The sequence below is a fragment of the Rahnella sp. PCH160 genome (assembly GCF_047784855.1).
GTDB lineage: Bacteria > Pseudomonadota > Gammaproteobacteria > Enterobacterales > Enterobacteriaceae > Rahnella.
The window spans coordinates 3088095-3104010 of sequence record NZ_JBLOGT010000001.1; the positions used below are offsets into that span (position 1 = coordinate 3088095).

Below are 15916 nucleotides of genomic sequence, written 5' to 3' on the forward strand. Positions count from 1 at the left end.
TTTCTCTTTACCGCCGGGACTTGTGTCGCCGGGAGGTGCTTATGCCGATGGTTATTTTCCGACTGCGTAATGACAGTCTTTATTGCTATATCGCGAAACAAGATATGGAAGCCAAAGTGGTGGAACTGGAGCATAACCATCCGCACCAGTGGGGTGGACGTGTTTGTCTGGAAGGTGGAAAAGCGTATTACGTGGAACCTCAGCGGGGTATCCCGTCGTTTCCCGTCAGCCTGCGGGCAACCCGTTCAGAACTGTCAGAGGAGTGAATCCGATGTCAAAAGACGATCTGCTGTTTTGGCGTTTATTCGCCGTGGTGCAATTATTCCCGGAAATCCCGCCGCCGGAGGTGCTGGCCTGGCTGACAAAGGGCTGCCGTGAAAGTGACGGCAACATCGGGCTGGGGCATTTGCAGGCCATGAGCCTGGAAGAACTGGAGGCGACCTTTCCGGGAGAGGCCGGAAAGGTGACGATCAGCCGCTGGCAGTCGCTGATGCGTTGCCTGCAGGGGCAACTGCCGCCGCATCTGACCCTGACTGAAAACCGCCTCCAGCCACAGCAGTTAAGGGTGGCTTTTTCGTCTCTGGACGGCATCACGGTGAACGGTCATTTTGGGCAGTCACACCTGTTTTTCATCTATGCGTTCGACAGCGACGGGCCGTATCTGATGGCGCTGCGCCGCACCCCGGTATCGCACGAGGGCGAAGAATCGAATGAAACCCGCGCGCGGCTGATCAGCGATTGCCATCTGCTGTTCTGTGAGGCAATTGGCGGCCCGGCCGCGGCACGGGTTATCCGCCATAATATTCATCCGATCAAAGTGGTGACCGGCGTAAGCATTGAGTCACAGCTTGCCGCGCTGCAACGCATGCTGACCGAAAACATACCGCCGTGGCTGGCACGCCGGTTAGGTAAAAGTAATCCGCTGGAAAACCGTCAGTTCAGCTAACTTCCCGCTGCGGGGTGCGGTCTGCGCCCCGACATCCGTTGTCTCCTTTGTTTTCTTTGTGTCGTTTGTCATAAATACGACAATGAAATCCTCTTAAAAATCAGTGCGTAATCTGCTGGCCTGCTCCTTGCAACATCCCCCTGATACTTATCTGTCATGACGAGGTTGCGATGAAGGCAAAAGAGATTCTGGCGCTGATTGATGAGCCAGCCTGTGAGCATAACCACAAGCAGAAGTCGGGTTGCAGCCTGCCGAAACCGGGCGCGACGGCAGGTGGTTGTGCGTTTGACGGCGCGCAGATTGCGCTGCTGCCGGTCGCGGACGTCGCGCATCTGGTTCACGGCCCGATTGGCTGTACCGGCAGTTCATGGGACAACCGTGGCAGCCGCAGTTCCGGGCCTTCCATCAACCGTATGGGCTTCACCACCGACATGAGCGAGCAGGATGTGATCATGGGGCGCGGCGAGCGGCGCTTATTCCACGCCGTGCAGCACATCGTCAGCCATTACCATCCGGCGGCGGTATTTATTTACAACACCTGCGTACCGGCGATGGAAGGGGATGACGTCGAAGCCGTGTGCCGCGCCGCATCGACCGCCGCCGGGGTGCCGGTCATTTCAGTCGATGCCGCCGGTTTCTACGGCAGCAAAAACCTCGGTAACCGCATTGCCGGGGACGTGATGGTCAAAAAGGTGATCGGCCAGCGCGAACCCGCGCCGTGGCCGGAAAACTCGCCGATCCCCGCCGGACACCGCCACAGCATCAGCCTGATTGGCGAATTCAATATTGCCGGTGAGTTCTGGCACGTTCTGCCGCTGCTCGATGAACTGGGGATCCGCGTGCTGTGCAGCCTCTCCGGTGATTCGCGTTTTGCCGAAATCCAGACCATGCACCGTGGCGAAGCCAACATGCTGGTGTGCTCGCGGGCGCTGATCAACGTCGCCCGCAAAATGGAAGAGCGCTACCAGATCCCATGGTTTGAAGGCAGTTTTTATGGCCTGCGTTCAATGGCCGATTCCCTGCGCACTATCGCCTCGTTGCTCAAAGACCCGGATTTACAGGTGCGCACAGAGCGCCTGATTGAGCGCGAGGAAGCCGCGACGAATCTTGCGCTCGAGCCTTACCGGGCGCGCCTCAGCGGGCGCAAGGCGCTGCTGTATACCGGTGGCGTGAAATCCTGGTCGGTGGTCTCGGCGTTACAGGATTTAGGCATCACGGTAGTGGCAACCGGCACCCGAAAATCAACCGAAGAAGACAAACAGCGTATTCGCGAACTGATGGGCGAAGACGTGCTGATGCTCGACGAAGGCAATGCCAGAACCTTGCTCGACACCCTCTATCGCTTCGGCGGCGACATCATGATCGCCGGTGGCCGCAACATGTATACCGCGTACAAAGCCCGCCTGCCGTTCCTGGATATCAATCAGGAGCGCGAGCACGCCTTTGCTGGTTATCACGGGCTGGTGAATCTGGCGGAACAGCTGTGCATCACGCTGGAAAGCCCGGTCTGGGCGCAGGTAAACCGTCCGGTGCCGTGGCGCTGAACAGACACGTTGTCAGTGATGTTTCGACTTATTGTTTTGGAGACTGTGTATGGCTCAAATTCTGCGTAATGCCAAGCCGCTTGCCACCACGCCTGTTAAAAGCGGGCAACCGCTCGGGGCGATCCTGGCCAGTCAGGGACTGGAGAATTGCATTCCACTGGTTCATGGCGCGCAAGGCTGCAGTGCGTTCGCCAAAGTTTTCTTTATCCAGCATTTTCATGATCCGATCCCGTTGCAGTCCACGGCGATGGAATCGACCACCACCATTATGGGCTCGGACGGCAACGTCAGCACGGCGCTGACCACGCTGTGCCAGCGCAGTAATCCGAAAGCCATTGTGATTTTGAGCACCGGACTGTCAGAAGCGCAGGGCAGTGATTTATCGATGGCGCTGCGCGAGTTTCGCAACAAAGAACCGCGCTTTAATTCCATCGCCATTCTGACCGTTAACACGCCGGATTTTTACGGCTCGCTGGAAAACGGCTACAGCGCACTGATGGAAAGCGTGATCACCCAGTGGGTGCCGGAAAAGCCGCCGACCGGCATGCGTAACAAGCGCGTGAATCTGCTGGTCAGCCATCTGCTGACGCCAGGGGATCTGGAATTACTGCGCAGCTATGTCGAAGCCTTCGGCCTGCAACCGGTGATCCTGCCGGACTTATCGCAGTCGCTGGACGGACATCTGGCGAACGGTGATTTCAATCCGGTCACGCAGGGCGGTACGTCGCAACGCCAGATTGAACAAATGGGGCAGAGCCTGACCACCATCACCCTTGGCAGTTCGCTCAACTGCGCCGCCAGCCTGATGGCGATGCGCAGCCGGGGCATGGCGCTGAACCTGCCGCACCTGATGACGCTGGAAAACACCGACAGCCTGATCCGCCATCTGCATCAGGTATCAGGCCGCGAGGTGCCTGCGTGGATTGAGCGCCAGCGCGGGCAACTGCTGGACGCCATGATCGACTGCCATACCTGGCTGCAATCACAGCGTATTGCACTGGCGGCAGAAGCCGATTTGCTGGTGGCATGGTGCGATTTCGCTCAGAGCCAGGGGATGCGCGTCGGGCCAGTGATTGCGCCGGTAAATCAGCAGTCACTGGCCGGGTTGCCGGTCGAACAGGTGGTGATCGGCGACCTGGAAGATTTACAAACCCGGCTCGACAGCCACCCGGTTTCACTGCTGGTGGCGAACTCCCACGCCGCGCCACTGGCGGAAAAAAACGGTATCGCGCTGGTGCGTGCCGGTTTCCCGCTTTACGACCGTCTCGGGGAGTTTCGCCGCGTGCGGCAGGGCTATGCGGGTATTCGCGACACCTTATTCGAACTCGCTAATCTGATGCAGGAACGCCATCACATGCTGGCGGCGTATCACTCACCGCTCAAGCAGGTGTTCAGCCTGAGCACGGTACCGGAGGTCAGCCATGAGGCGCTCTAACCGTTATCTCAACACCGTCAGCGCCACTCAGTGGCCGATGCAGGTGGCGTTCGCAAGTTCCGATTATCACCACGTCGACCAGCATTTCGGTGCCAGCACCCGGCTGGTGGTGTACGGCGTGAAACAGGATCAGGTGCAACTGCTGCGGGTTGCGGAATTCAGCGCCGAATCTGGCCATCAGCAGGAAAAAATCGCCTGCCGGATGGCGGCGCTGGAAGACTGCGTGACTCTCTATTGCCTGGCGATCGGCGATTCAGTTTTCCGCCAGTTGCTGGAAATTGGCGTACGGGCGATCAAAGTGCCGCAAGACACCGACATTGCGCATTTGCTCAAACAGACGCAGCAACACTGGTCGGCTGCAGAGCGTCAGGTGACGTGCCGCAGCCGCGACCCTGGCCGTTTCGACAAACTGCTGGCGGGGGACGAATGGCAGGAGGAAGACCGCCCTTAACCTTGTGTCATCTGTATGACAAACCTGACAAATAGCGCGACATTCGTGTGGGATTTGACGCGGGCACCAGGGGTATGTGGTTGAAATTACGCTGATAATGTGACTGGCATCACAATTGCTCAGTAGTAATAAACCCGTACAGGAGGCGACCCGATGATGGTAATTGAACCTGCGGTTTTTGACCGCTTGCTGGCGTTACAGCGGCAACTGTCGCCGCAGGGGGGCGGCCTGCGGATGACATTAGGCGGCGACCCGTGCGGCGGCTGGAAAGTGGGGCTGCACTGGAGCGCGGCCTTTCAGCCGAGTGACCACGTAGAAATGATTAACGGGTTACGCCTGCTGGCGGATCCGCTGCACTGGACGTTATTACAAAATGCCACGCTATCTGCCGGTGAACAGAACAGCCGCGCCGGAATACGGGTGGTTTTGCCCGCGGCATCCGCTTGTCACTGCGAAAGCGGCAGTTGTACGACATCACCCGAACCGGACTAATCAAAGGGGCTAAAGACATGTGGAATTATTCTGAGAAAGTGAAAGAACATTTTTTTAATCCGCGTAACGCCAAAGTCGTTGATGAAGCGAATGCCATCGGTGACGTCGGTTCACTGAGTTGCGGTGACGCGCTGCGCCTGATGCTGAAAGTGGATCCTGAGACGGAAATTATTCTTGATGCCGGATTCCAGACCTTCGGCTGCGGCAGCGCCATTGCGTCCTCGTCGGCGCTGACCGAACTGATTATCGGCCGCAGCCTGACGCAGGCGCAGCAGGTGAGTAACCAGCAAATCGCTGAATATCTCGACGGCCTGCCGCCGGAAAAAATGCATTGCTCGGTGATGGGACAGGAAGCGCTGCGGGCTGCCATCCGGCATTACCGTGGAGAAGCGCCGGATGAAGAGCATGAGGAAGGTGCGCTTATCTGCAAATGTTTTGCGGTCGATGAAGCACAGATCCGCCGCGCGGTGCTCGCCAACGGTCTGACCACGCTCGAAGACGTGATCAACTACACCAAAGCCGGCGGTGGTTGCACGTCATGCCACGAAAAAATCGAGCTGTGTCTGGAAGAAATCCTCAAAGAACACCCGGTGAAAATACCGGTGGCGGCAAAAGCCAGGGATGAAAACTGGCTGGCGGTGGAAGAAGTGGTGGCGTCTTTGCGTCCGCACATCAAGGCAGACGGCGGTGATATGTCACTGGTGCACGTCGACGGGCAGGACGTGACGGTGGAGCTTTCCGGCAGTTGCAGCGGCTGCATGATGACTGACATGACGCTGGCCTGGCTGCAACAGAAACTGGTTGAGCGTATGGGCCGCTATATGCGCGTGGTCTCTGCCGCCTAGTCGGGGAAAAGAACAAACACATCTTCCCGGTAATGAGGAACAGACAATGAAAAATGTGTATCTGGATAACAACGCCACCACCCGCATTGACCCGATGGTGCTGGAAGCGATGATGCCGTATCTGCGTGATTATTACGGCAACCCGTCCTCGATTCATGATTTCGGTGAGCCGTGCCGGACGGGGCTGGAACGCGCCCGCGAACAGGTGGCGGGCCTGCTGGGCGCAGCGTATACCAGCGAAATTATTTTTACCTCCTGCGCCACCGAGGCCACGTCGACGGCCATTTACTCAGCCATTGGGCTGGCACCGGAGCGCCGTGAAATTATCACCACCGCCGTGGAACATCCGGCCACGCTGGCAGTGTGCGAACACCTTGAGCGTCAGGGTTACATGATCCACCGAATCGGCGTTACCGAAGAAGGTGCGCTGGATACCGCCCATTATTACGATGCGCTGAGTGAAAAGGTTGCGCTGGTCACCATGATGTGGGCGAACAACGAAACCGGTGTGCTGTTTCCGGTCAGCGAAATGGCCACTGCGGCCCATGAACGGGGCATTCTGTTCCACTGCGACGCCGTACAGGCGGTAGGCAAAATTCCGATTTCGCTGCGTACCACCGATATCGACATGCTGTCGTGCTCGGCGCATAAAATTCACGGACCGAAAGGTTGTGGCTGCCTGTATCTGCGGCGCAATACCCGCTTTCGCCCGCTGGTGCGCGGCGGCCATCAGGAGCGCGGACGCCGTGCCGGGACCGAGAATATTGCCGGGATTGTCGGCATGGGTTCGGCCTGCGAACTGGCGGATGTGCATCTGCCCATGATGGAGTCGGTGCAGGAAATGCGTGACCGGCTGGAAACCGGCCTGCTGACCACCATTCCGCACACCTTGCTGATGGGCGCTAACCAGCCGCGTACGCCGAATACCGTCAACATTGCCTTCGAATACATCGAAGGTGAGGCCATTCTGCTGTTGCTTAATCATTGCGGTATTGCGGCATCCAGCGGCAGTGCCTGCACGTCGGGTTCGCTCGAACCTTCGCACGTGATGCGCGCCATGAATATTCCTTATACCGCCGCGCACGGCAGTATCCGTTTCTCCCTGTCACGGTTTACCCGTGAGCGGGAAATCGAATGGGCGATTGAACAGATGCCGGACATCGTGGCTCGCCTGCGCACGCTGTCACCTTACTGGCAGCAGGATAAAGCGCAAATTCCACAGGGCGGCCTGTTTGCGCCGACCTACGGCTGAGACAGGAGACGGGCGATGACGGCTTCAGAGGCGGACCGGACCGGCGGCGGTAACAGGCCGGTGGCGGTCACAATCAACGACACCACCTTACGTGATGGCGAACAAAGCCCCGGTGTGGCATTTCGCGCCAGTGAAAAACTGGAAATCGCCCGGGCACTGGTTAATGCCGGGGTCCGTGAGCTGGAAGCGGGGACACCGGCGATCGGCGAAGAAGAATGTGTGCGGCTGGCGATTTTGCGCAGACAACTGCCGGACACGGTGATGATGTCGTGGTGCCGGATGAATTCATCAGAAATTCACGACTCTGCGCGGGTGGGCATGGACTGGGTGGATATCTCGGTACCGGCGTCAGATTTGCTGCGCGGGCAGAAACTGCATCAGCCCTGGCCTGCGGTGATTGCCTTGCTTAAACCGCTGGTGCAACTGGCGCACCGTCTCGGTATGCGGGTGTGTATGGGGTGTGAGGATGCCTCGCGCTCTGCCGATGAAACCCTGCATATGTTGGCGGAAGTGGCGGCGGATCTGGGCATAGAGCGGATGCGGTTTGCCGATACGCTGGGCATTCTCGATCCGTTCACTACCTTTGCCCGCATTTCTGCATTACGCCAGCACTGGCACGGCGAATTGGAAATACATGCGCATAACGATCTGGGCATGGCGACTGCCAACACACTGGCGGCGGTAAGGGCGGGTGCAACGCATGTAAACACCACGGTTCTCGGGCTCGGCGAACGGGCAGGGAATGCGGCGCTGGAAAGTGTAACGTTGTCACTTGACCGTTGCCTGCATCTCGACTGTGGTATCGATTTCACCGAACTGCCTGCGCTGTGCCGCCTTGTGGCCGCGGCGGCGGGGAGGACCATTGACGTGCAGCATCCGCTGGTCGGCGGGCAGGTTTTCACCCACGAATCCGGTTTGCATGTGGCGGCACTGCTGCGCGATCCGCGCAGTTACCAGGGCATTGACCCCTCGCTGGTCGGGCGGGAATTTAATCTGGTGCTTGGCAAACACTCCGGCCGGCAGGCGGTGAGCGGCATCTGCGCGCGTCTGGGGTATATTCTCAGCGAAAAACAAACCCTGTCGATGTTGCAGGAGGTGAAGCGATTTGCCGAACATCTCAAACGTAATCCGAGTGAGGATGAAGTGATCGCCATGTGCCAGATGCGGATGGACGATCAGATCCCGTTCGAAGGACAACGACGCCAGGCTCAGGGAGGCTGACATGGACTGGTTTACCCGTATTGAAGGCGTTGATGAGCTGGAGTCGGCGCAGTCGTTTTTCGACTTCTTCGAACTGGATGTGGATCCGGTTCTGTTACGCAGCCGCCATCTGCACATCATGGCACAGTTTCACCAGCGGCTGACGGCAGCCGTGCCGGTGCACTTTGTCGATGAGGAAGAATCAGACCGCGCTGACTGGCAACTGGCCCGGCGTCTGCTGGCCGAAAGCTACCAGCACACCGTGGCCGGGCCGCTGAATACACAGTCGGGGCTGGCGGTGTATCAGCGCAATAACGGCAGCTTTATCGACTGGAACGATTTGCTGGAGGTGAGGCCATGAAACCGGTATTTGAGGTCGACCAGCAGGTGCGGGTGACACGCATTGTGCGCGATGACGGTACGTTCGCCGGTAAAACACGCGGCGACTTACTGATCCGTCGCGGCAGTCTGGGATACGTGCGTGAATGGGGGGTGTTTTTGCAGGACACCCTCGTGTATCAGGTGCATTTTCTCGATGACGACCTGATTGTCGGCTGCCGTGAACAGGAGTTGATCGCCGGTGATGCCCCCTGGCTGGCGGGCGCTTTTCAATACGGTGATTTGGTCAGTTCGCGACGCAGTCTGGTTATCCGTGGTGAAGTGGTGGTGCCGCAGGGCGGCACGGGGCGCGTGATGGGTTGTGAATCGCTGGACGGCATTTTTCATTATCAGGTTTTGTTTGCGCAGCGGATATTTCAGGTGCCCGAACATGCACTGAATCTCGAGGAGGAACTGGCATGAGTATGCCTGTGTGGCACCGTTACAGCCGCTGGAAGCTGGCAAAACAGATGAAACTGAGTGAAGAACTCAGCCCGACGTCCGCGCAGTATCAGCAGTTTATCGAAGCCTGGCAGCGTCAGTTGGTGATAGAAGAAGCCGTGGCGCAGGCAGCGCTGGAATGCTCGTTGAATATTGAACCACAGTCGGTGGAGGTGACGCGGCAGGCGCTGGCCGCCGAGCTGCCGGAGCTGGAACTGACGGCGGCCGAGACCGAAGAACTGTTATTACACCAGACGTTGTTGCGCGAACAGCTAAACTGGGTGCAACAACAGGCACCGCTGCCGGATGATGCGCAGGTTGAGGCGTGGTATCGCGGACATGCGCAGCATTTTGTCCGCCCCGAACAGCGTTACACCCGCCATCTGCTGCTGACCGTGGAGGGCAATTCTCCGGCGGTTCGCGATCAGATTGATGCCATTGCGCGCCGTTTGCGTGACGGGCATGCGCTGTTTGCGCGCCAGGCTCTGCTCTATTCCCAGTGCCCGAGCGCGATGGGCGGCGGCGTACTGGGCTGGGTCGGGCGCGGCATTCTTTATCCGCAACTGGAAGACACATTATTTCGTCTTGAGGCCGGGCAACTGAGCCGTGCCGTTGAAACCGGGCTGGGCTGGCATTTGTTGTTGTGCGAACAAATTCGCCTGCCGCAACCCTTGCCGAAAGCCGAAGCCTTAGCCCGGGTGCGTCAGCAACTGACTGCCCGGCAACAGAAACATTATCAGCGCCAGTGGCTGCAACAATTGATCAACGCCTGAGCCTGTTTTCCTTCTTGTCGATGCCGACGGGTTTGATGCCCGCTTTGCACGAAAATTGCACACAATCGGCTTGTGTTGCCTTATAACAGCGCAGGGTTATCCCGCCTCCGGCCTTGTGCCACACCGTGCTTCGCCTGGTGGGTGGTAAAAACCGCTCCGCTTTGTATCTTCATGCTTAAAAACACCCCGTTCAGATCAAACTTTGGGCAGTTAAGTCCGCGAAAGGCCTGCAAATTGCACGGTTATTCCGGGTGAGTGTATGTGTGATTTGGGTTCCGGCATTGTGCAATAAAGGGGAGAAAGACATGAGCATCACGGCGTTATCAGCATCATTTCCTGAGGGAAATATCGCCAGCCGCTTGTCGCTGCAACATCCTTCACTGTTTTATACCGTGGTTGAACAATCTTCGGTGGCGATTTCGCTGACCGATCCGCAGGCGCGTATTTGTTATGCCAATCCGGCATTTTGCCGCCAGACGGGTTTTGCTCTTGAGACACTTCTGGGCGAGAACCACCGTCTGCTGGCCAGCCAGCAGACGCCGAAACATATCTATGACGAAATGTGGCGTACGTTGTTGCAGGGCAAACCCTGGAGCGGCCAGTTGATCAACCGGCGCAATAACCGCTCGTTGTATCTGGCGGATGTCACGATCACGCCTGTTTTAGGCGCGGACGGGCAGGTGGAGCATTACCTCGGGATGCACAAAGACATCAGCGAAAAATACGCGCTGGAGCAGCGGTTGCGCAACCACATTACCTTGTTCACGGAAGTGCTGAACAACATTCCCGCCGCCGTGGTGGTGGTGGATGAGCAGGACAATGTGGTGATGGATAATCTGGCCTACAAAACCTTGTGCGCCGACTGCGGCGGAAAAGAACTGCTGGCTGAAATGGGCTATCCGGAACTCAAAGATGTGCTGAACAGCGGCGAACCGGTGCCGGTTTCCATGCGCCGAAACGTACGCTGGTTTTCTTTCGGCCAGTGGTCACTGCAGGGCGTCAATGAAGAGGCCAGCCGCTTCTTTACTGGCATTACCGCGCCGGGAAAATTGATTGTGCTGACCGACTGCACCGATCAGCATCACCGCCAGCAGCAGGGGTATCTTGACCGGCTCAAGCAAAAACTTACCAATGGCAAATTGCTGGCAGCCATCCGCGAATCGCTCGATGCGGCGCTGATCCAGCTTAACGGGCCAATCAATATGCTGGCGGCTGCGCGTCGTCTTAACGGCGAAGAAGGAAATAATATGGCACTGGAATTCGCCTGGCGCGAAGGCGAGCAGGCGGTGAGCCGCTTACAGGCCTGCCGTCCGTCGCTGGATTTTGAGCCGCAGGCAGAATGGCTGGTCAGTGAATTCTTCGACGATCTGAGCGCGCTGTACGACAGCCATTTTCTCAGTGACGGCGAGTTGCGTTACGTGGTCATGCCCGCTGATCTGCACGCTGTCGGGCAACGTACGCAAATCCTTACCGCGCTGAGTTTATGGATTGATCACACGCTGTCACAGGTGCAGGCCATGCCGTCGCTGAAGCTGTCGGTGAACATTGTAGCCAGGCAGGACGCGAGCTGGTTGTGTTTTGACATTACCGATAATGTGCCGCGTGAACGGGTGCGTTATGCCCGTCCGGAAGCGGCATTTTCCCGTCCGGGGAATGGCATGGAACTGCGTCTTATCCAGACGCTGATCGCCCATCACCGCGGTTCTTTAGATCTCTCGGCCCGCCCTGATGGCGGCACCCTGCTGACGTTACGCCTGCCGGTGAAGCAGGTTCTCACCGGAGGTTTAAAATGACCCAGTTACCTATTGCGGGCCCGGTTGTCCGGCGCTTTGATATGTCTGCCCAGTTTACGGCGCTTTATCGCATCAGCGTGGCGCTGAGTCAGGAAATCAACACCGATCGCGCGCTGGCGGCGATCCTCGAAGTGCTGCACGAACACGCTTTTATGCAATACGGCATGGTGTGTCTGTTCGATAAAGAACGCAATGCACTCTTTGTAGAATCCCTGCACGGCATCGACGGCGAAAGGAAAAAAGAGACCCGCCGTGTCCGTTACCGCGTGGGGGAAGGCGTGATCGGCGCGGTGATGAGCCAGCGTCAGCCGCTGGTGTTACCGCGCATTTCAGACGATCAGCGTTTTCTCGATCGCCTGAATATTTACGATTACAGCCTGCCGCTGATTGGCGTGCCGATCCCCGGTGCGGATAATCAGCCTGCGGGCGTGCTGGTGGCACAGCCGATGGCGTTGCACGAAGACCGGCTGACTGCCAGCACGCGGTTTTTAGAAATGGTCGCCAATCTCATCAGCCAGCCGTTGCGCTCCGTTGCGCCGCCGGAATCGTTGCCTGCCCAAACGCCGGTCCGGTGCAGCGTTCCGCGCCAGTTTGGTTTCGAGCAGATGGTCGGGAAAAGTCAGGCGATGCGCCAGACGATGGACATTTTACGGCAGGTTTCCAAATGGGATACCACGGTTCTGGTACGTGGTGAAAGCGGCACCGGCAAGGAACTTATCGCCAATGCCATTCATTACAATTCACCCCGTGCGGCCGCGCCATTTGTGAAATTCAACTGCGCCGCGCTGCCGGATAACCTGCTGGAAAGCGAACTGTTCGGCCATGAAAAAGGGGCCTTTACCGGCGCTATCCGTACCCGTAAAGGCCGCTTTGAACTGGCGGACGGGGGCACGTTATTCCTCGATGAAATCGGCGAATCGAGTGCGTCGTTTCAGGCCAAACTGCTGCGCATTTTGCAGGAAGGTGAAATGGAACGGGTCGGCGGTGATACCACGCTGAAAGTCGATGTGCGTATTATTGCCGCCACCAACCGTAATCTTGAGGAGGAAGTGCGTGCCGGGAATTTTCGCGAAGATCTGTATTATCGCCTGAACGTGATGCCGGTTTCGCTGCCTGCGCTGCGTGAAAGGCTGGATGACATCGCCGATCTGGCGCCGTTTCTGGTCAAAAAGATTGCGCTGCGTCAGGGGCGGGAACTGCGCATCAGCGACGGCGCAGTGCGTCTGCTGATGACCTACAGCTGGCCAGGCAACGTACGTGAACTGGAAAACTGTCTCGAACGGGCGTCGGTAATGACCGATGAAGGGCTGATCGACCGCGACGTGATCCTGTTCAATCACCACGAATCCCCGGCGCTGTCCGTCAAACCCGGCCTGCCATTGGCGGCAGATGAAAGCTGGCTGGATCAGGAACTCGACGAACGCCAGCGGGTGATTGCAGCATTGGAAAAAACCGGCTGGGTGCAGGCCAAAGCGGCCAGACTGCTGGGCATGACACCGCGCCAGATTGCCTACCGTATCCAGATTATGGACATCAACATGCACCGTATCTGATCTGACATCCTCACACGGTGGCGTGCCGGCCTTGTTGCTTTTGAAACAATGTTGGCACAACGCCGTGAACCTGACAAAAAACTCCCGCGCGAATCGGCTGTAATATTATAATAAATAAAGATTTTTATCATTCCCCCGACGGTATGACCTTTGCAGATATTCAGAACCTTCTGCTGATTAAGGTTTACCGCTATGACATCCTGTCCTTCCTCTGCGGGTTGCTCCGGCCAAAGCCAGACCCGTGTAAATGAACAACTGGCCCGTAAAGCGGCGCAGCATCCGTGTTATTCCGTCAGCGGGCATCACCGCTTTGCCCGTATGCATCTGGCCGTCGCCCCGGCCTGTAATCTGCAATGTCATTACTGCAACCGCAAATACGATTGCAGTAACGAATCACGCCCGGGTGTCGTGTCGGAATTGTTGCTTCCCGAGCAGGCTGTCGCCAAAGCCCGCCAGGTGGCGGCGGCGATCCCGCAACTTTCCGTGGTCGGTATTGCCGGGCCTGGCGATCCGCTGGCCAATATCGGCCGCACGTTCCAGACCCTCGAACTGCTGCGCCAGCAACTGCCGGATCTCAAACTGTGTCTTTCCACCAACGGCCTGATGTTGCCGGATGTGGTGGACCGGCTGGTGGATGTCGGCGTGGATCACGTGACGGTGACGATGAATGCGCTCGATCCGGCGGTTGCCGAAAAAATCTATGCCTGGCTGTGGTATGACGGTGAGCGTTATACCGGGCGGATGGCGGCAGATTTACTGATCGAACGTCAGGCTGAAGGCATCAGAAAGCTGATTGAAAAAGGTGTGCTGGTGAAAATCAATTCGGTGCTGATCCCGGGGATTAACGACCAGCATATGCAGGCGGTCAGCCAGCAGGCGGGCGAATGGGGCGCGTTTTTGCATAACATCATGCCGCTGATTTCGCGTCCTGAACACGGCACTGTTTTCGGGCTGAACGGGCAGGCGGAACCGGATGCCGAGATGGTGGCATCATTGAGACAATCCTGCGGTATTTCGATGCCGCAGATGACGCACTGCCATCAGTGCCGCGCAGATGCCATCGGCATGCTGGGTGAAGACCGCAATGCGGCTTTCCCGCTGGCGTCCGTGCCGGTCAATCCGCCACCTTACTTACCGGTGTTACATCAGCGCACACAGCTTCACGCAAGCATTGTGTCGCAGGGCGAATCCGAAGAAGCGGACGCCTGTCTGGTGGCGGTCGCAACGTCGCAGGGGCTGGCTGTCGATCAGCATTTCGGTCACGCTGATCGTTTCACGCTGTACAGCCTGTCGGCGGCAGGTGTGATGCAGGTCGGGCAGCGTTTTACGCCACGTTATTGCCGTTCGCCGGATGACTGTGAGCCGGAAGATGCGGCGCAGAACATGGAGGCATTGCTGGAGCTGCTGGCAGACGTCAGCGCGGTATTCTGTGCCCGCATTGGCCTGACGCCGTGGAAACGTCTGGAAGCGGCGGGCATTGAGCCGCAGGTGGACGGCGCCTGGCAGCCGGTTGAAACCGTGCTCGCGCAATGGTGGCAGCAACGAAAGCTGGCCGGGGGTGAAATCAGCATTCGCGGGGTGGCGTAATGAACGGCGCTCAGGGGTGGTTAAGCCGGTTGCTGTCACTGCACCTGACCGGGCGCTCACGTTTTCCGCCGCAGATGGGGCTGGAAGACGTCGCCTGGCAGGTTTTACTGCAACATACCGGACGCGCTGCGCCGGCGCTTTCAACGTTACAACTCGAACAGCAAAAACTGCTCGGGTTGTTACAGCAGGCACGCCGCTGCGAGCGGGAACAGCTGGCGCAGTGGCTCGCGCAGTCACAGGTGCCGGAGGCCGCGCCGATGCATGAACTGATCGCCACAGCATCGATGGGGTTTGACCATCTGTGGCAGGATCTGGGGCTGGATTCCCGCGCCGAACTGCGCGACCTGATGACGGATTGCTTTCCCGAACTGGTCAGGCTGAATCACCAAAACATGCGCTGGAAAAAGTTCTTCTACCGCCAGCAATGCCTACAGTCGCTGGGAGAAATCGTCTGCCGTTCACCAAGCTGTAACGAATGCTGCGAATGGAACATCTGTTTTGCGCCGGAAGATTAGGCGCAACGCCTCAGGTTCTGCGTGTTTCATCAGCAATGACCAGACATAGTGTGCGAAAACCGGATACCCGCCGACAGAAAAAAACCAGCCAGACGGCTGGTTTTGTATTTTTGCAGAAGTGTCATCACCCGAGGGTCAAAGCACGGCTTGTTTAAGCTTCTCCAGCCAGCTGTCAATACGCTCCTCTGTCTGATCGTATTGATTTTCCTGATCCAGTGGCAGGCCGACAAACTCATTGTTTTCCAGCAGCGCAGCGGAAAACGAGAATTTATAGCCTTCACGCGGCCAGTGACCTACAACGCTGGCACCACGCGAAATGACGAGGTCATAGAGGATCCGCATTGCGCTAACAAAATTTTTGGAATAGTTAAGCTGATCGCCCAGCCCAAATAATGCCACGGTCTTACCGGTCAGATCCGCTTCAGACAGTGTGTTTGTGAACTCCTGCCAGGAGTCGTACTGACTGCCTGCATCCACACCGGGTAGCTCACCATCGCCCAGCGTTGGCGTACCTAGCAGCAAGACCGGGTAAGATAAAAACTGTTCGTGGGTTGCGCGCCGGACATCCAGGGGCGCGTCGGCAATCCCGTCCAGTTTCTGGTAGATAAGCTTCGCAACTTTTCTTGTTTGTCCGGTATCAGACCCAAAAAAAATACCGATGGTAGCCATAATAATCTCCTGATATATCAAATGTTTATTAAAAGATTAGTG

At 57.6% G+C, this 15916-nt stretch carries 17 protein-coding genes; 16 read left to right on the top strand and 1 reads right to left on the bottom strand.

Annotation, left to right across the window (positions count from 1 at the left end; translation table 11 throughout):
• The first annotated feature begins 41 nt into the window (after positions 1–41).
• From ACM5QY_RS14305 to ACM5QY_RS14380, 16 genes are all read left to right on the top strand, one after another.
• Entirely contained in the window at positions 42–266 is a 225-nt protein-coding gene (locus ACM5QY_RS14305; RefSeq protein ID WP_416121426.1) for a NifT/FixU family protein, read from the top strand.
• Between the two features lie 5 nt (positions 267–271).
• Positions 272–946 carry a NifB/NifX family molybdenum-iron cluster-binding protein gene (locus ACM5QY_RS14310; RefSeq protein WP_416121427.1) on the top strand — a complete coding sequence of 225 codons (675 nt, stop codon included), beginning with the start codon at positions 272–274 and terminating at the stop codon, positions 944–946.
• A 170-nt stretch (positions 947–1116) separates the two neighbouring features.
• Positions 1117–2490, top strand: a complete 1374-nt coding sequence (gene nifE, locus ACM5QY_RS14315) for a nitrogenase iron-molybdenum cofactor biosynthesis protein NifE (protein ID WP_416121428.1) — start codon at positions 1117–1119, stop codon at positions 2488–2490.
• Positions 2491–2539: 49 nt separating this feature from the next.
• Entirely contained in the window at positions 2540–3925 is a 1386-nt protein-coding gene (nifN, locus tag ACM5QY_RS14320; protein WP_416121429.1) for a nitrogenase iron-molybdenum cofactor biosynthesis protein NifN, read from the top strand.
• Entirely contained in the window at positions 3912–4376 is a 465-nt protein-coding gene (locus ACM5QY_RS14325) for a NifB/NifX family molybdenum-iron cluster-binding protein (protein WP_416121430.1), read from the top strand. Before nifN ends, ACM5QY_RS14325 begins: the two co-directional genes overlap by 14 nt.
• 153 nt (positions 4377–4529) lie before the next feature.
• On the top strand, positions 4530–4868 hold the full coding sequence (locus ACM5QY_RS14330) for a hypothetical protein (RefSeq protein ID WP_416121431.1): 339 nt from the start codon (positions 4530–4532) through the stop codon (positions 4866–4868).
• 17 nt (positions 4869–4885) lie between these two features.
• Complete coding sequence (gene nifU / locus ACM5QY_RS14335) at positions 4886–5713, top strand: Fe-S cluster assembly protein NifU (RefSeq protein ID WP_416121432.1); 828 nt, start codon at positions 4886–4888, stop codon at positions 5711–5713.
• Between the two features lie 46 nt (positions 5714–5759).
• Positions 5760–6965 (top strand): cysteine desulfurase NifS, encoded by a 1206-nt coding sequence (nifS, locus tag ACM5QY_RS14340; RefSeq protein WP_416121433.1) that lies wholly within the window; start codon positions 5760–5762, stop codon positions 6963–6965.
• A 15-nt stretch (positions 6966–6980) separates the two neighbouring features.
• Positions 6981–8186: a homocitrate synthase gene (gene nifV, locus ACM5QY_RS14345; protein ID WP_416121434.1), complete on the top strand. Its 1206-nt coding sequence runs from the start codon at positions 6981–6983 to the stop codon at positions 8184–8186.
• A gap of 1 nt (position 8187) precedes the next feature.
• Positions 8188–8526, top strand: a complete 339-nt coding sequence (gene nifW / locus ACM5QY_RS14350; protein ID WP_416121435.1) for a nitrogenase-stabilizing/protective protein NifW — start codon at positions 8188–8190, stop codon at positions 8524–8526.
• Positions 8523–8966 (top strand): nitrogen fixation protein NifZ, encoded by a 444-nt coding sequence (locus ACM5QY_RS14355; protein ID WP_416121436.1) that lies wholly within the window; start codon positions 8523–8525, stop codon positions 8964–8966. Before nifW ends, ACM5QY_RS14355 begins: the two co-directional genes overlap by 4 nt.
• Positions 8963–9757: a nitrogen fixation protein NifM gene (gene nifM / locus ACM5QY_RS14360; protein WP_416121437.1), complete on the top strand. Its 795-nt coding sequence runs from the start codon at positions 8963–8965 to the stop codon at positions 9755–9757. The genes ACM5QY_RS14355 and nifM overlap by 4 nt, the downstream gene beginning before the upstream one ends.
• 305 nt (positions 9758–10062) lie before the next feature.
• On the top strand, positions 10063–11550 hold the full coding sequence (gene nifL / locus ACM5QY_RS14365) for a nitrogen fixation negative regulator NifL (protein ID WP_416121438.1): 1488 nt from the start codon (positions 10063–10065) through the stop codon (positions 11548–11550).
• Positions 11547–13103, top strand: coding sequence for a nif-specific transcriptional activator NifA (gene nifA, locus ACM5QY_RS14370; protein ID WP_416121439.1), 1557 nt, complete (start codon positions 11547–11549; stop codon positions 13101–13103). Before nifL ends, nifA begins: the two co-directional genes overlap by 4 nt.
• Positions 13104–13295: 192 nt before the next feature.
• Positions 13296–14690 (top strand): nitrogenase cofactor biosynthesis protein NifB, encoded by a 1395-nt coding sequence (gene nifB / locus ACM5QY_RS14375; RefSeq protein ID WP_416121440.1) that lies wholly within the window; start codon positions 13296–13298, stop codon positions 14688–14690.
• Positions 14690–15205 (top strand): nitrogen fixation protein NifQ, encoded by a 516-nt coding sequence (locus ACM5QY_RS14380; protein ID WP_416121441.1) that lies wholly within the window; start codon positions 14690–14692, stop codon positions 15203–15205. The genes nifB and ACM5QY_RS14380 overlap by 1 nt, the downstream gene beginning before the upstream one ends.
• A gap of 135 nt (positions 15206–15340) precedes the next feature.
• Here ACM5QY_RS14380 and ACM5QY_RS14385 read toward each other — a convergent pair whose 3' ends face one another.
• Complete coding sequence (locus tag ACM5QY_RS14385; protein WP_416121442.1) at positions 15341–15874, bottom strand: flavodoxin; 534 nt, start codon at positions 15872–15874, stop codon at positions 15341–15343.
• Positions 15875–15916: the final 42 nt, after the last annotated feature.

What these genes read in the sequence shown, in the direction of transcription:
- ACM5QY_RS14305 (WP_416121426.1), top strand. Translation starts at nt 42, where the DNA reads ATGCCGATGGTTATTTTCCGACTGCGTAATGACAGTCTTTATTGCTAT.
- ACM5QY_RS14310 (WP_416121427.1), top strand. Translation starts at nt 272, where the DNA reads ATGTCAAAAGACGATCTGCTGTTTTGGCGTTTATTCGCCGTGGTGCAA.
- nifE (WP_416121428.1), top strand. Translation starts at nt 1,117, where the DNA reads ATGAAGGCAAAAGAGATTCTGGCGCTGATTGATGAGCCAGCCTGTGAG.
- nifN (WP_416121429.1), top strand. Translation starts at nt 2,540, where the DNA reads ATGGCTCAAATTCTGCGTAATGCCAAGCCGCTTGCCACCACGCCTGTT.
- ACM5QY_RS14325 (WP_416121430.1), top strand. Translation starts at nt 3,912, where the DNA reads ATGAGGCGCTCTAACCGTTATCTCAACACCGTCAGCGCCACTCAGTGG.
- ACM5QY_RS14330 (WP_416121431.1), top strand. Translation starts at nt 4,530, where the DNA reads ATGATGGTAATTGAACCTGCGGTTTTTGACCGCTTGCTGGCGTTACAG.
- nifU (WP_416121432.1), top strand. Translation starts at nt 4,886, where the DNA reads ATGTGGAATTATTCTGAGAAAGTGAAAGAACATTTTTTTAATCCGCGT.
- nifS (WP_416121433.1), top strand. Translation starts at nt 5,760, where the DNA reads ATGAAAAATGTGTATCTGGATAACAACGCCACCACCCGCATTGACCCG.
- nifV (WP_416121434.1), top strand. Translation starts at nt 6,981, where the DNA reads ATGACGGCTTCAGAGGCGGACCGGACCGGCGGCGGTAACAGGCCGGTG.
- nifW (WP_416121435.1), top strand. Translation starts at nt 8,188, where the DNA reads ATGGACTGGTTTACCCGTATTGAAGGCGTTGATGAGCTGGAGTCGGCG.
- ACM5QY_RS14355 (WP_416121436.1), top strand. Translation starts at nt 8,523, where the DNA reads ATGAAACCGGTATTTGAGGTCGACCAGCAGGTGCGGGTGACACGCATT.
- nifM (WP_416121437.1), top strand. Translation starts at nt 8,963, where the DNA reads ATGAGTATGCCTGTGTGGCACCGTTACAGCCGCTGGAAGCTGGCAAAA.
- nifL (WP_416121438.1), top strand. Translation starts at nt 10,063, where the DNA reads ATGAGCATCACGGCGTTATCAGCATCATTTCCTGAGGGAAATATCGCC.
- nifA (WP_416121439.1), top strand. Translation starts at nt 11,547, where the DNA reads ATGACCCAGTTACCTATTGCGGGCCCGGTTGTCCGGCGCTTTGATATG.
- nifB (WP_416121440.1), top strand. Translation starts at nt 13,296, where the DNA reads ATGACATCCTGTCCTTCCTCTGCGGGTTGCTCCGGCCAAAGCCAGACC.
- ACM5QY_RS14380 (WP_416121441.1), top strand. Translation starts at nt 14,690, where the DNA reads ATGAACGGCGCTCAGGGGTGGTTAAGCCGGTTGCTGTCACTGCACCTG.
- ACM5QY_RS14385 (WP_416121442.1), bottom strand. Translation starts at nt 15,874, where the DNA reads ATGGCTACCATCGGTATTTTTTTTGGGTCTGATACCGGACAAACAAGA.